At 70.3% G+C, this 12,776-nt stretch carries 13 protein-coding genes; 8 read left to right on the plus strand and 5 right to left on the minus strand.

Annotation, left to right across the window (positions count from 1 at the left end; all coding sequences use genetic code 11):
• Positions 1-22: 22 nt before the first annotated feature.
• The 5 genes from sigE (at position 23) to OG883_RS04640 (ending at position 5,071) form a co-directional block, all read left to right on the plus strand.
• Positions 23-790 (plus strand): RNA polymerase sigma factor SigE, encoded by a 768-nt coding sequence (gene sigE / locus OG883_RS04620; protein ID WP_266535352.1) that lies wholly within the window; start codon positions 23-25, stop codon positions 788-790.
• Entirely contained in the window at positions 787-1,758 is a 972-nt protein-coding gene (locus tag OG883_RS04625) for an anti-sigma factor (RefSeq protein WP_266535354.1), read from the plus strand. The genes sigE and OG883_RS04625 overlap by 4 nt, the downstream gene beginning before the upstream one ends.
• 93 nt (positions 1,759-1,851) lie before the next feature.
• Positions 1,852-3,660, plus strand: coding sequence for a S1C family serine protease (locus OG883_RS04630; RefSeq protein WP_266535357.1), 1,809 nt, complete (start codon positions 1,852-1,854; stop codon positions 3,658-3,660).
• A 138-nt stretch (positions 3,661-3,798) separates the two neighbouring features.
• Positions 3,799-4,257 (plus strand): sec-independent translocase, encoded by a 459-nt coding sequence (locus tag OG883_RS04635; RefSeq protein WP_266535360.1) that lies wholly within the window; start codon positions 3,799-3,801, stop codon positions 4,255-4,257.
• Positions 4,258-4,375: 118 nt separating this feature from the next.
• A complete protein-coding gene (locus OG883_RS04640) occupies positions 4,376-5,071 on the plus strand; it encodes a hypothetical protein (RefSeq protein WP_266535363.1) in 696 nt (231 codons plus the stop codon).
• A 121-nt stretch (positions 5,072-5,192) separates the two neighbouring features.
• Here OG883_RS04640 and OG883_RS04645 read toward each other — a convergent pair whose 3' ends face one another.
• From OG883_RS04645 to OG883_RS04655, 3 genes are read right to left on the minus strand one after another with little or no spacing between them, the layout of a single operon-like run.
• Positions 5,193-6,326 (minus strand): Mrp/NBP35 family ATP-binding protein, encoded by a 1,134-nt coding sequence (locus OG883_RS04645; protein ID WP_266535366.1) that lies wholly within the window; start codon positions 6,324-6,326, stop codon positions 5,193-5,195.
• A gap of 44 nt (positions 6,327-6,370) precedes the next feature.
• Complete coding sequence (locus OG883_RS04650) at positions 6,371-6,964, minus strand: DUF1003 domain-containing protein (protein ID WP_266535368.1); 594 nt, start codon at positions 6,962-6,964, stop codon at positions 6,371-6,373.
• Entirely contained in the window at positions 6,957-8,219 is a 1,263-nt protein-coding gene (locus OG883_RS04655) for a CBS domain-containing protein (protein ID WP_266535370.1), read from the minus strand. Before OG883_RS04655 ends, OG883_RS04650 begins: the two co-directional genes overlap by 8 nt.
• Before the next feature lie 213 nt (positions 8,220-8,432).
• Between OG883_RS04655 and OG883_RS04660 the strand changes: the two genes are divergently transcribed.
• Positions 8,433-9,167: a hypothetical protein gene (locus tag OG883_RS04660; RefSeq protein WP_266541233.1), complete on the plus strand. Its 735-nt coding sequence runs from the start codon at positions 8,433-8,435 to the stop codon at positions 9,165-9,167.
• 50 nt (positions 9,168-9,217) lie between these two features.
• On the opposite strand, the gene OG883_RS04665 is transcribed toward OG883_RS04660, so the two are convergent.
• Positions 9,218-9,730 (minus strand): hypothetical protein, encoded by a 513-nt coding sequence (locus OG883_RS04665; protein WP_266535372.1) that lies wholly within the window; start codon positions 9,728-9,730, stop codon positions 9,218-9,220.
• 13 nt (positions 9,731-9,743) lie between these two features.
• Positions 9,744-10,859, minus strand: coding sequence for a magnesium and cobalt transport protein CorA (locus OG883_RS04670; RefSeq protein ID WP_266535375.1), 1,116 nt, complete (start codon positions 10,857-10,859; stop codon positions 9,744-9,746).
• 447 nt (positions 10,860-11,306) lie between these two features.
• Between OG883_RS04670 and OG883_RS04675 the strand changes: the two genes are divergently transcribed.
• Both OG883_RS04675 and OG883_RS04680 read left to right on the plus strand, forming a co-directional pair.
• The gene (locus tag OG883_RS04675) at positions 11,307-11,891 is read left to right on the plus strand and encodes a suppressor of fused domain protein (RefSeq protein WP_266535378.1); all 585 of its coding nucleotides are present in this window, start codon (positions 11,307-11,309) and stop codon (positions 11,889-11,891) included.
• Between the two features lie 109 nt (positions 11,892-12,000).
• The gene (locus OG883_RS04680) at positions 12,001-12,639 is read left to right on the plus strand and encodes a DUF6758 family protein (protein WP_266535381.1); all 639 of its coding nucleotides are present in this window, start codon (positions 12,001-12,003) and stop codon (positions 12,637-12,639) included.
• Positions 12,640-12,776: the final 137 nt, after the last annotated feature.

Genomic DNA, 12,776 nt, shown 5'->3' on the forward strand with positions numbered 1-12,776 from the left:
GGAGCTAACGGGCGAGGTGGCTATGGTAGGGGCTCCGCTGGACACCACCAGAGCCGACAGGGGAGGTGCGGCTGCACCTGCGGATCGGGGAGGAGCGCTGAGGCGCTTTCTCAGGTCGGTGGGTGAGCCGAGATCCGTGACCTACATTGCTGACCGTTCCCGCTCGACCGAATCCGCAGCAACCGCGACGTTCGCATCGGATGCGGAATCGCAGGCGTGGACCCCTCCCACCTGGGAGGACATCGTCAGCACGCACAGCGGTCGGGTCTACCGTCTCGCCTACCGTCTGACGGGCAACCAGCACGATGCCGAGGACCTCACCCAGGAGGTCTTCGTCCGGGTGTTCCGCTCGTTGTCGACGTACACGCCCGGCACCTTCGAGGGCTGGCTGCACCGGATCACCACCAATCTCTTCCTGGACATGGTCCGCCGTAAGCAGCGGATCCGCTTCGACGCGCTCGGCGACGACGCGGCCGAGCGGCTGCCCAGCCGTGAGCCGTCCCCGCAGCAGGTCTTCAACGACACCCACTTCGACGCCGATGTCCAGCAGGCGCTGGACACCCTCGCGCCCGAGTTCCGCGCTGCCGTGGTGCTCTGTGACATCGAGGGGCTCTCGTACGAGGAGATCGCCGCGACGCTCGGCGTCAAGCTGGGCACTGTCCGCAGCCGTATCCACCGCGGCCGCTCCCATCTGCGCAAGGCACTGCAGCACCGTTCCCCGGAGGCCCGTGCGGAGCAGCGCACGCTGGCGGGTGCGATCGGCCTGGCAGGGGAGGGCGGGGCGGCGTGAGTGGCACAGGTCCGACCCCCGCGGAGCAGCATTTGGGGGACCGGCTTGCCGCGCTTGTCGACGGTGAGCTCAAACACGACGCCCGGGACCGGGTACTGGCGCATCTGGCGACCTGTCCCAAGTGCAAGGCCGAGGCCGACGCCCAGCGCCGGCTGAAGAACGTCTTCGCGCACACCGCCCCGCCGCCGCCCTCCGAAGGGCTGCTCGCGCGGCTCCAGGGACTGCCTGCCGGTCCGCCCGGAGGTGACGACGACGGCCGGGGGGGACCCTTTGACGGGGGCCGCCTCGCCGACGGGGTCTTCGGAGCGCTGAACCCCTCCGCGGGACGCGCACGCGAAGACAGACGTGGCCCGGGGTCCGAGACCTTCGGCTACGTTCCCGCGGGCGCGCACGCGACCTTTCTGCCCGGCGGCTCCGGCGGCGGCTTCCGCATCCACGACGTGGGCCGCGCGGACGCCGAGCGCTCGCCGTGGCGCGGCCGGAGGTTCGCCTTCGCGGCCGCGAGCGCGGTGTCGTTCGCCGCGATCGCTCTGGGCGGCGCGCTGCCGCTGAGCGGGGCGGCCGAGACCAATGCCAGGGGCGAGGGCGCGGGGAACAACGTCACACCTGTGCGGGCCGCGACCCCGACCACGGGCACCACCGGTGCGAACAACGCCGCGGGAGTGAACGCCACCAGGAGCACGGAGGCCGACCGCCGACGTGGCGGGGGCAGTGGCCCGGCCAGGTCCGAGAACCGGCCCGTCGTCGCCACGGCACCCGGCGTGCCCGGCCCGGCGCAGCCACTGAACCACCCCTTTCCCGCCTCATTTCTGACCAATTCCTCTTCCTCCCTTCCGCCGTTGATACGTCCCACGGGCTCGGCCTTCCAGCTCGCCACGGCCCCGGGACCCACCCCGGCGGCCACCCCTGCCCCCACGCATCTCTCCGCGCCCACGCAGTCCGCTCTGCCACTGTCGTCCCGGCGCTGAACGCGAGCCTGCGCGGGCATTCGCAAACCTGGTTGAATCCTCTGAAGGGTTCCCCACGGGGGTGCTGCAATGGCCGGAGTTTGCGGGGAGAGCATGGACGACGGGAAGCCCACCGGGCCGAAGGCGAAGTGGTGGAGCCGGCCCAGTGCGGGACGTGCGACTCACCCCGAGCCCGAGGCGTCGGTGCCGCAGGAGACCGAAGTGACGACTGAGCTGCCCCCGGTGCAGTCCCCGGTTCCGGTGCCCCAGACCGCAGCGCCGGCAGCAGTGCCGGTAGCAGCGCCTGCCACGGAGCCGGTCGCCGAACCGGCGCCGCCCGAGCAGCCCGCACCGGGACCGGGCCGGCCGAAGCCGCTGCACGAGCCCGATCCGTACGGCACTCCTCCGTACGGCGGTCCCGGCCCCTGGGCACCGGCACCTCCCGTGCAACGTCCGGTGCCGACCCCGGCGCAGGGCACGCCGATACCGCCGCAGTACCCCGCACCGAACGGGCAGAACGGGCACGGGCCGAACGGGCCTCACGGCTCCGGTGCGGTCGCAGGGACCGGCATCGCGATGGGCACCGGTGGCGGGTACGCCCCGCCGCCCCAGCCCCAGCCTCACCCCCAGCCCCAGCCTCACCCCCAGCCCCAGCCGCAGCCTCACCCCCACTCCCAGCCGCAGCCTCACCCCCAGCCTCACCCTCAGCCCCAGGACCGCCCGCAGCCGCTTCCCTCGCTCTGGCTGCAGTACGACCCCTGGAGCGCCCCCGGTCAGCAGCCGCTGACCCATCAGGGTGAGCCCGTCAAGAAGAAGAGCCGACGCGGCTCGCTGCTGGTCGGGGGACTTCTCCTCGCGCTCGTCGCGGGCGGCATCGGCGGCGGTATCGGCGCGTACATCGAACGCAACGGCGGCATCACACAGATCGAACTCCCGCAGGCCGACCGGGACAACGGCGGCCGCGCGCCCGACAGCGTCGCCGGTATCGCCGCGAGCGCCCTGCCGAGCGTCGTCACCCTCCATGTCAGCGGCGGCGGCGAACAGGGCACCGGCACCGGCTTCGTCCTCGACGAGCAGGGCCACATCCTCACCAACAACCATGTCGTCGACCCGGCCGGCGCCTCCGGCGACATCTCGGTCACCTTCAGCGGCGGTGAGACCGCCAAGGCGAAGCTCGTCGGCAAGGACAGCGGCTACGACCTCGCCGTCGTCAAGGTCACCGGTGTCTCCGGCCTCAAGCCGCTGCCCCTGGGCAACTCCGACAACGTCCAGGTCGGCGACCCGGTGGTCGCCATCGGCGCGCCCTTCGACCTCCAGAACACCGTGACGTCCGGAATCATCAGCGCCAAGGAGCGCCCCATCACCGCGGGCGGTGAGAAGGGCGACGGCAGCGACATCAGCTATGTGGACGCGCTGCAGACCGACGCCCCGATAAACCCCGGCAACTCCGGTGGCCCGCTGGTGGATACCAAGGCCCACGTCATCGGCATCAACAGCGCCATCCGGGCCGCGGACAGCGGTGCGGGTCCCGAAGGCGGCCAGGCCGGTTCCATCGGGCTCGGTTTCGCCATCCCCATCAACCAGGGCAGGCGCGTCGCCGAGGAACTGATCAACACCGGTAAGGCCACCCACCCGGTGATCGGTGTCAGCCTCGACATGAAGTACACGGGCGACGGCGCCCGTGTCGGCGACAAGGGCAAGGACGGCTCCCCTTCGGTCAGCCCGAACGGTCCCGGTGCCAAGGCGGGGGTCAAGCCGGGCGACGTCATCACCAAGATCGACGGCCAGCGGGTGCACAGCGGTGAGGAGCTGATCGTCAAGATCCGCGCCCACCGGCCGGGTGACCGGCTGGAGCTCACCCTGGTCCGCGGCGGCAATGAACGGACGATGACGCTGACGCTCGGATCCGCGGACAGCACATGACCGTGGGAGGAACTGCCGCCAACCGGGTCCTTCGACCGGTCCCGGGCAGGTACCGCGCGGACAGTTGCGGCGGGTACCGTGGATCGGGCCCGGACCCCATCCGACCTGCGGGCAGCAGAGAACACGAGGAGCAGCAGGGTGTTCAATGACATAGGCGCACTGGAGCTGGTGGCGCTCGTGGTTCTCGCCGTGCTCATTTTCGGCCCCGACAAGCTGCCGAAGGTCATCCAGGATGCCACCCGCTTCATCCGGAAGATCCGCGAGTTCTCCGAGAGTGCGAAGCACGACATCCGCACCGAACTGGGGCCGGAGTTCAAGGACTTCGAGTTCGAGGACCTCAACCCCAAGGCGTTCATCCGCAAGCAGTTGAACGAGAACGAGGACCTCAAGGATCTCAAGGACCTCCGCAGCAGCTTCGACCTCAAGAAAGAGATCAGCGAGGTCACCGATGCCGTGAACGGCACCGAGCCGGCGAAGGAATCCAGCACCGCGGTCCCCGCTGCCGTGAACGGCTCCTCCGGAACCCCCGACCTGCTCAAGAAGCGCGAAAAGCTCGATCAGGACGAGCGCCCGCCCTTCGACGCAGACGCCACCTGAGTACCGTCAATCCCTCCGAGCCGGGACAGGGTGGCTATTCTCCATCTGTCCGGACGCGAGGACGCCCGAGGGGGGCGGGTCCGCTCCGGGCCTCGGAGACGAAGGAGGTGGCCGGTAGATGGAGACGACGAGTCGGGTGGCGGCGCACAGTACGGCCAGCACTTCCCCTGCCCCCGGCGGGGAGAGCCCGCTCACGGCGCAGGGGGGGACAGCAGCCCGGCGTACGGTCGACGGATATCTGCAGGCGACCTTCCCCTGGTACGGACTGGACGAGGCCTTCACCGGCCCGCGCTGGCTGATGCAGGTCGGGACCGCGGCGGACGGCACGGTCCAGCATGGCGCGACCGGCCACGGCGACGAGCCGTCGATACGGTCGGACGCGGGCGGCGGCGCGGACAAGGAACGCTTCGCGATCGTCGTGACCGTGGCGGCGAGTCCTGTCAGACACAGCGGCGACGGCACCGGAGTGCTCGATGCCACCACGGTCTCCTCCGCCGCATGGCTGGCCGGCTCGGGGCTGCTGGCCCACACCTGGCCGGCCCAGCTGGACCACTCGCTGCGTGACGACTGGCTGGACCAGCAGACCGAGACCGCTTTCGAGCTGGCCGACGATCTGGCCGGCCCGGCCTGGTCGACGCTCTCGCTGCCGGTCGACGGGGCGCCGACGCCCTTCCACTACCGCGAGTCGGAGTTCGGCTGGGTGCTGGCGGGACCGACCCGGGGCGGGGTGCACATCGGCGCGTACGGGCGTGGGATGAGCGCCTACGGGCTGGCCTTCTCGGCGGTCCAGAACATCACCGCGTACGCCGCCTAGGACGGCGGGCAGACGGGAAGGGGCGCCGCTCGAGGTGAGCGGCGCCCCTTCCCGTACGTCCACATGGTGCGCGGGCGGGACCCGTTCCGCCCGGCGGAACGGATGCCCACAACCTCCCCGGTCAGAACTTGTTGCGCGGGGTGATGCCCAGGGACATGCCCGAGAGGCCGCGGGCGCGGCCGCCCAGTTTGCCCGCGATCGTGCGCAGCGCGGCTCCCGCGGGGGAGTCCGGGTCGGTCAGTACGACGGGCTTGCCCTCGTCGCCGCCCTCGCGCAGCCGTACGTCGATCGGGATGGAGCCGAGCACCGGCACATTCGCGCCGGTCGTCTTCGTCAGCCCCTCGGCGACCCGCTGACCGCCGCCGCTGCCGAAGACATCGACCATCTCGTCGCAGTGCGGACACGGCAGACCCGACATGTTCTCGACGACGCCGACGATCTTCTGGTGGGTCTGTACGGCGATCGAGCCGGCCCGCTCGGCGACCTCGGCGGCGGCCTGCTGCGGGGTGGTCACCACGAGGATCTCGGCGTTCGGCACCAGCTGCGCCACCGAGATCGCGATGTCGCCGGTGCCCGGGGGCAGGTCGAGCAGGAGTACGTCCAGGTCGCCCCAGTACACATCCGCGAGGAACTGCTGCAGCGCGCGGTGCAGCATCGGCCCGCGCCACACCACCGGCGCGTTGCCCGGGGTGAACATCCCGATCGAGATGACCTTCACGCCGTGCGCCGAGGGCGGCATGATCATGTTCTCGACCTGGGTGGGACGGCCGTCGGCACCCAGCATGCGCGGCACGCTGTGCCCGTAGATGTCCGCGTCGACGACGCCGACCTTCAGCCCGTCGGCCGCCATCGCCGCCGCAAGGTTCACGGTGACGGAGGACTTGCCGACGCCGCCCTTGCCGGAGGCCACCGCATACACCCGGGTCAGCGAGCCGGGCTTCGCGAAGGGCACCTCCCGCTCGGCGGTCCCGCCGCGCAGCGAACTCGCGAGCTCCTTCCGCTGCTCGTCGCCCATCACGTCCAGCGTGACGTCGACGTGTGCGACGCCCTCGACGCGCGCGACCGCGTCGGTCACGTTCTTTGTGATCGTCTCGCGCATCGGACAGCCGGAGACGGTGAGATACACCGTGACGGCGACCGCACCGTCCGCCCCGATCCCGACAGATTTGACCATGCCGAGTTCGGTGATCGGTCGGTTGATCTCGGGGTCGTTCACCGTCGCCAGTGCTTCAAGCACCGCGTCTTCCGTAACCATACGGTCGATGGTACGGCGCCCACTCCCGCCCCGGGAAAGCCCTGTCAGCGGTCGCCTTCATCACTTCCGTGCGGCGGCCCCTGCGGGAATAGACGCCGCTCGTCCAGATCCTTGATCAGATCCTCGAACTCGGAGCGGATCCAGTCCCGGGTGGCGACCTCGCCGAGCCCCATCCGCAGCGCCGCGATTTCCCGGGTCAGATACTCGGTGTCCGCGATGGAGCGCTCGTTCTGCTTGCGGTCCTGCTCGTGCGTGACCCGGTCGCGGTCGTCCTGCCGGTTCTGCGCCAGCAGGATCAGCGGGGCCGCGTACGAGGCCTGCAGCGACAGCATCAGCGTCAGAAAGATGAACGGGTACTGGTCGAAGCGCAGATCCTGGGGCGCGGTGACGTTCCAGACGACCCACAGGAGGACGGTCAGCGTCATCCAGACAAGGAACCGCCCGGTCCCCAGGAAGCGGGCGATCCGCTCCGAGAAGCGGCCGAAGGCCTCGGGGTCGTACTCCGGCAGCAGACTGCGCCGCTGCGCGCGCGGCAGATCGAGCCGGACCCGCTGGCGGGGTGCGGCACTCGCCCCGGACGGCAGTCGCTCCTTCTGCCCTTCGCGCTCTGCCGGGCCGTGCTCGCTGCCGCTACCCATGGGCGGACTCCTCGAAGTCCGTCTCGCGCCAGTCGTCCGGCAGCAGATGGTCCAGTACGTCGTCGACGGTCACCGCTCCCAGCAGCGAACCGCTCTCGTCGACGACCGGCGCCGCCACCATGTTGTACGCCGCGAGATGGCTGGTGACCGCGGACAGCGGGGTGTTCGGTGCGAGCGGCGGCAGATCGCTGTCCACGATCGAGCTGACCAGGGTGAACGGCGGGTCCCGCAGCAGCCGCTGGAAGTGCACCGTGCCCAGGTACTTGCCGGTCGGCGTCTCGTCCGGCGGCCGGCACACATACACCTGCGCGGCAAGCGCGGGGGACAGGTCCTGCTGGCGTACGCGCGCCAGCGCGTCCGCGACCGTCGCGTCCGGCCGCAGCACGATCGGCTCGGTGGTCATCAGGCCGCCCGCCGTCCGCTCCTCGTACGACAGCAGCCGCCGTACGTCCGCGGCGTCGTCCGGCCGCATCAGGGCCAGGAGACGCTCCTTGTCCTCCTCCGGCAGCTCGGAGAGCAGGTCGGCCGCGTCGTCCGGGTCCATCGCCTCCAGGACGTCCGCCGCGCGCTCCTCCTTGAGCTTGCCGAGGATCTCCACCTGGTCGTCGTCCGGCAGCTCCTCCAGCACATCCGCGAGCCGGTCGTCGTCGAGGGCGGCGGCCACTTCGGCCCGCCGCTTCGGCGAGAGGTGGTGCAGTACGTTCGCCAGGTCGGCGGGACGCAGCTGCTCGAAGGTCGCCAGCAGGCTCTCGGCGCCCTGGCCGTGCTCCTCCAGCGAGAAGCCGGTGACCGCCGACCACTCGACGGTCAGCGCCTCGCCCTTGCGGCGCAGCGCTCCGCCCTTGCCCTTGCGTACATAGACCTTGTCGATCTCCCAGTCGCGGCGGGCCGGCAGCTGCTGGATCGAGATGTCGAGGACGGTGACCACCTCGCGGCTCTCCACCAGCTCCACGCGCCGGTCGAGCAGTTCGCCCAGTACCAGACGCTCGGTCGGGCGCTGCTCGAAGCGGCGCATGTTGAGCACGCCGGTGGTGATGACCTGACCCGACTCGACGCCGGTCACCCGGGTCATGGGGAGGAAGATCCGGCGGCGGCTGAGCACCTCGACGACCAGGCCCAGCAGGCGGGGCGGGCGACGGCCGACGCGCAGCATCGCGACCAGGTCGCGTACGCGTCCCACCTGGTCGCCGTTGGGGTCGAAGACAGGCACGCCGACGAGGTGCGAGACAAAGACACGGGGGACGCCTCCAGCCATGCTCCCCGCCTCCTCTTTGCCATGAACCGCCGCTATTTGACGGGTTCAGGCTAGCCCGTACCGTTCCGCGTTGCCCCGGCTGGCGTCCGTATGGCTCTCTGCGGAGTGGCGCCCTCCGCACAGGTACGCTGCCGTCTTGCCACCCACGACTCGCAGATGAGAGGCAGTGCGCTTGTGACTCCCCTCCCCCCGGTTTCCCCGGCCCGCCGGGCCATGTTCCCCGTGGCGCTCTGCGCCGGGCTGACCGTGGCGCTGACGGCCTGCGGAAGCGGCGAGGATCCGGATGCGGGGACCAACGGGGTCGGCAGACTCTCCGCCACCGAGATCGAAGCGAAGGCGCGCGCGACGGCGGACGCGGCGGCCTCGGTACGGCTCTCCGGCAAGCTGGTCAGCAAGGGCGGTACGTACCGGCTGAACATGCGGCTCAAGCACGACGGCGGCACGGGGTCCGTCACCTCGAAGGACAACACCTTCGAACTGCTGCGGATCGGCGACGCGCTCTATCTGAAGGCCGACGCGGGCTTCTGGAGCAGCGCGGACGGGAAGCAGGACGGGGGTCCCAGCAAGACCGACGCGGCGGCGGCGGACAAGCTGGGGGACAAGTATGTGAAGGTGCCCGAGGGGGATCCCGCGTACAACCAGTTCCGCGGCTTCACGGACATGGATGTGCTGCTCGACGGCCTGCTCGGGATGCAGGGCAAGCTCAGTAAGGGCGACCGTACGGAGGTGGGCGGCATCCGCACCATCAAGGTCACGGGCGGCGAGGGCGAGGGCGGCATGCTCGACGTCTCGCTGGAGGGCAAACCGTACCCGCTCCAGTTCATGCGGGCGGGCGGCGCGGGTGTGCTGACGCTCGGCGACTGGGACAAGGACTTCCAGCTGGCGGCCCCGTCGAAGGACGAGACGGTGGACTACGGGCGCCAGCTCCCGAAGACCAGCGACGACTAGGCAGGAAATCCGGCCCGTCCGGCGATGGAGGACAAAGGCCTCGCGCGGGGCTAGCCGCGCTTCTTCTTGCGGCCCAGGAGCAGACGCGGCAGAGACGCAGGCGCCGGGCGACGCGTCGTCGCGGGTGTCGCGAGCGGGACCTCGGCCAGGGACGCGTCCGAGAAGTCCGTGATCACGTCCTTCGGCTCCAGGCGCAGCACCCGGCACTCGCGCGCCCAGCGTTCCGTCATCTGCTCGGCGTCCGGCGCGTTCAGGCGCTTGCCCTTGAGCTCGGCGACGGCCGCCTCCCACGCCTCGGAGTGCGGCGCGAGCTCGCTCACCGCCGCCGTCCAGGCAACCAGGCGGCCGCCCTTGTCCTTGCTGCGTACGGTGACTTCGGCCGTCCCGCCGTCCACCAGCTGCGGCAGCGGCTGCTCTCCCGGGCCGTCGCCGACCAGGTGTGCGGCGCCCTCGTGCCAGACGTGCCACAGGGCCCGAGCGGGACCCTCGCCCCGCACCCAGATGAGGCCGGACTTCTTGGTGGCCTCCTCGACGAGCGCCTGGCCGAGCAGCTTCTCTGTCATGCGTGCAGCCTATCTACAGCCAGCCGTTGCGCTTGAGGGTGCGGTGAATCGCGAGACAGATGCCGATGATGGCGGTGAGCACCATGGGGTAGCCGTACTTCCAGTGCAGCTCCGGCATGTGATCGAAGTTCATGCCGTACACCCCGCAGACCGCGGTAGGCACCGCGATGATCGCCGCCCATGAGGTGATCTTGCGCATGTCCTCGTTCTGCGCGACCGTCGCCTGCGCCAGGTTCGCCTGCAGGATGGAGTTCAGCAGTTCGTCGAAGCCGATGACCTCCTCCTGCACCCGGGCGAGGTGGTCGGCGACATCGCGGAAGTACTTCTGGATGTCCGGGTCGACCAGCCGCATCGGCCGCTCGCTCAGCAGCTGCATCGGCCGCAGCAGCGGGGAGACGGCCCGCTTGAACTCCAGTACCTCGCGCTTGAGCTGGTAGATCCGGCCGGCGTCGCTGCCGCGCGGGCTGCCCTTCGCGGGGGCGGAGAAGACCTCGATCTCGACCTCGTCGATGTCGTCCTGCACCGCCGCGGCCACCGCGATGTATCCGTCGACGACATGGTCGGCGATGGCGTGCAGCACCGCCGACGGCCCTTTCGCGAGCAGTTCCGCGTCCTTCTGCAGCCCGTACCGCAGCGCGCGCAGCGATCCTTTTCCGCCGTGCCGCACGGTGATGACGAAGTCCCGCCCGGTGAAGCACATCACCTCACCGGTCTCGACGACCTCGCTGGTGGCGGTCAGCTCGGCGTGCTCGACGTAGTGGATCGTCTTGAAGACGGTGAAGAGCGTGTCGTCGTACCGCTCCAGCTTGGGCCGCTGGTGGGCGTGGACCGCGTCCTCGACGGCCAGCGGGTGCAGCCCGAACTCCGCGGCGATACCGGCGAATTCGGCCTCTGTCGGCTCGTGCAGCCCGATCCACGCGAAGCCGCCCCCCTCGCGCACCCGCAGCATCGCCTCGTGCGGTGTCTGGCAGGACTGGCTCTCCACGCGCCGGCCGTCGCGGTAGACCGCGCAGTCGACGACCGCGCTGGAGGCGGACGGGTCGCGGGTGGTGTCGTACGTGCTGTAGAGGGTGTTGCTCTTGCGCAGGGACGGACGGACCGCTGCACGCAGGTCACGGATCATCGACATGGCGGGCTCCTTCACGGAGAGGCCGTCGGCGAGTGCGTGGCACAGCCCGGAATGAGGACGTGATGCGTACTACGTACGTCCGCAAAGCGGGCGGCACCGCGGGATCGCGGTGACGGCGTTCGCTACAGACAGGCAAAAAACGAAGTGCTCTTCCGTCGTGCGAAATGCCATGGGCCCCGTGCGGGAAGGCCTCAGATCACAGAGGAAAGTGCCGTGCGGAAGAGCGGGTGGTACTGCACGGTCGACTTCGATCCACCGCAGCCCCACCTCCTCCGGCCGGTCCCCCGTAGGGGATGACGTGTCGTCGGGACTTGAGAGCAACTCCCCCAGAGCTCCGCCTGGGGTTACCCCCACCTGCGTGCCGTCCCGACCAGCGGCCAAGACTATCAGCCGACAGAGGGCCAATCCCTAGCTTTGCCCGTTCCATACGCGCTTTATGCTCGCGACATGGAAGAAGTTCTTGCTCTGGTCGAAGCCCGGCTGCGTACGGCACTTGGCGAACCGGACGCGCGTGCCGCAGTGACCTTCCTCGGTACGGACCGCATCGAGGTGCTCCGTTTCATGGACGGCGACATCGTCCGGTACGCCACCCTCGGCATGTCCGCCCACCCGATGACCGACCCCACCGCCTCCCTCGCCGACCCGGTCAAGGGCCCGCGTGCGGAGTTGTTTCTCTCCGTGCGCGCCGGTCTCGCCGACACCGACAAGGTGCTGCGCCCGCTGGCCGTACTGGCCGCGTCCCCGCAGGTCGAGGGTGTGGTCGTGGCCCCCGGGGCCTCGCTGGACGTCGGTGATCCGCTCTGGCCGGCCGCGCCGTTCGGCTCGGTGCTGGTCGCGGAGCCGGGCGGTCTGGTGGAGGACCTGGAGCTGGATGCGCCGATGGACCCGGTGCAGTTCCTGCCGCTGCTGCCGATGACGTCGAACGAGGCGGCGTGGAAGCGGGTGCACGGGGCGCAGGAGCTCCAGGAGCGCTGGCTGGCGCACGGTACGGACCTGCGCGATCCGCTGCGCAGATCCGTGACTCTCGACTGAGGCAGCCCGAGTGAATGTCATGTGCATCTAATTTCCGCAGATGAGGTGCACACGCCGGACGGGTGATCGTCCTTGACGCGACGACGGCCGGGGAGGACCGTTGGGCGCTATGAGGGGCGAACCCAGTTGCCCGAAGTGCGGTGGCCGGGTCAGGGCGCCCGGTCTCTTTGCCGACTCCTGGCAGTGCGATGTGCACGGCATGGTGCAACCGCTGCAGCCGGTGATCCCGCCCAGTGTCGAGGCCCTCGGTGTCGTGGTGCACCGCGCGCAGGTCCCTGTCTGGATGCCCTGGCCGCTGCCCGTCGGCTGGCTCTACACCGGTGTCGCGTACGCGGGCGACGACCGCAGCGGCGGCCGCGCCACCGCGGTGGCCTGCTCGGGGCCGGGCCCGCTCGGCGGCCTGGGTGAACTGCTGCTGGTCGCCGAGGAGTTGGGCGTGGGCCTCGGCGCTCGGTACGCCGGGATCGACGGGCTGGACCCGGGCCCGCAGATGTGTGTCGACAAGTCGCCCCAGGCCAAGGTGCTCGCCGCCGGCCGCCCCACCGCCATGTGGCATGTGACCGGCGCTCCCGACGACCGCGCCGTCTTCGCGGGCGAGGCGCGTGGGCTGTGGCTCTGGGCGATCGTCTGGCCCGAGCAGTCGGGGCTGTTGATGTACGACGAGCTGGTGCTGACGGATTTGCGGGACGCGGGCTCGGAGGTGGAGCTGCTGCCGTGCGGGGCGCTCTCGCCGCGGCTGCTCTCCTGACCGGCATATCTGGAGGCAGCTCGCGCCGGACCGTAGCGGAGCCTCCGGACCGCAGCGGAACTGCCGGACCGCAGTGGAACTGAGGCTGTTCGATTCCCGGTTATCCTTGACCGTCCCCTGTCCGCCCCGAGCCCCGG

It is taken from the genome of Streptomyces sp. NBC_01142 (assembly GCF_026341125.1).
Lineage (GTDB): Bacteria > Actinomycetota > Actinomycetes > Streptomycetales > Streptomycetaceae > Streptomyces.

Coding starts and splice junctions, on each gene's coding strand:
- sigE (WP_266535352.1), top strand. CDS start 23: ATGGTAGGGGCTCCGCTGGACACCACCAGAGCCGACAGGGGAGGTGCG.
- OG883_RS04630 (WP_266535357.1), top strand. CDS start 1,852: ATGGACGACGGGAAGCCCACCGGGCCGAAGGCGAAGTGGTGGAGCCGG.
- OG883_RS04640 (WP_266535363.1), top strand. CDS start 4,376: ATGGAGACGACGAGTCGGGTGGCGGCGCACAGTACGGCCAGCACTTCC.
- OG883_RS04645 (WP_266535366.1), bottom strand. CDS start 6,326: ATGGTTACGGAAGACGCGGTGCTTGAAGCACTGGCGACGGTGAACGAC.
- OG883_RS04650 (WP_266535368.1), bottom strand. CDS start 6,964: ATGGGTAGCGGCAGCGAGCACGGCCCGGCAGAGCGCGAAGGGCAGAAG.
- OG883_RS04655 (WP_266535370.1), bottom strand. CDS start 8,219: ATGGCTGGAGGCGTCCCCCGTGTCTTTGTCTCGCACCTCGTCGGCGTG.
- OG883_RS04660 (WP_266541233.1), top strand. CDS start 8,433: ATGTTCCCCGTGGCGCTCTGCGCCGGGCTGACCGTGGCGCTGACGGCC.
- OG883_RS04665 (WP_266535372.1), bottom strand. CDS start 9,730: ATGACAGAGAAGCTGCTCGGCCAGGCGCTCGTCGAGGAGGCCACCAAG.
- OG883_RS04670 (WP_266535375.1), bottom strand. CDS start 10,859: ATGTCGATGATCCGTGACCTGCGTGCAGCGGTCCGTCCGTCCCTGCGC.
- OG883_RS04675 (WP_266535378.1), top strand. CDS start 11,307: ATGGAAGAAGTTCTTGCTCTGGTCGAAGCCCGGCTGCGTACGGCACTT.
- OG883_RS04680 (WP_266535381.1), top strand. CDS start 12,001: ATGAGGGGCGAACCCAGTTGCCCGAAGTGCGGTGGCCGGGTCAGGGCG.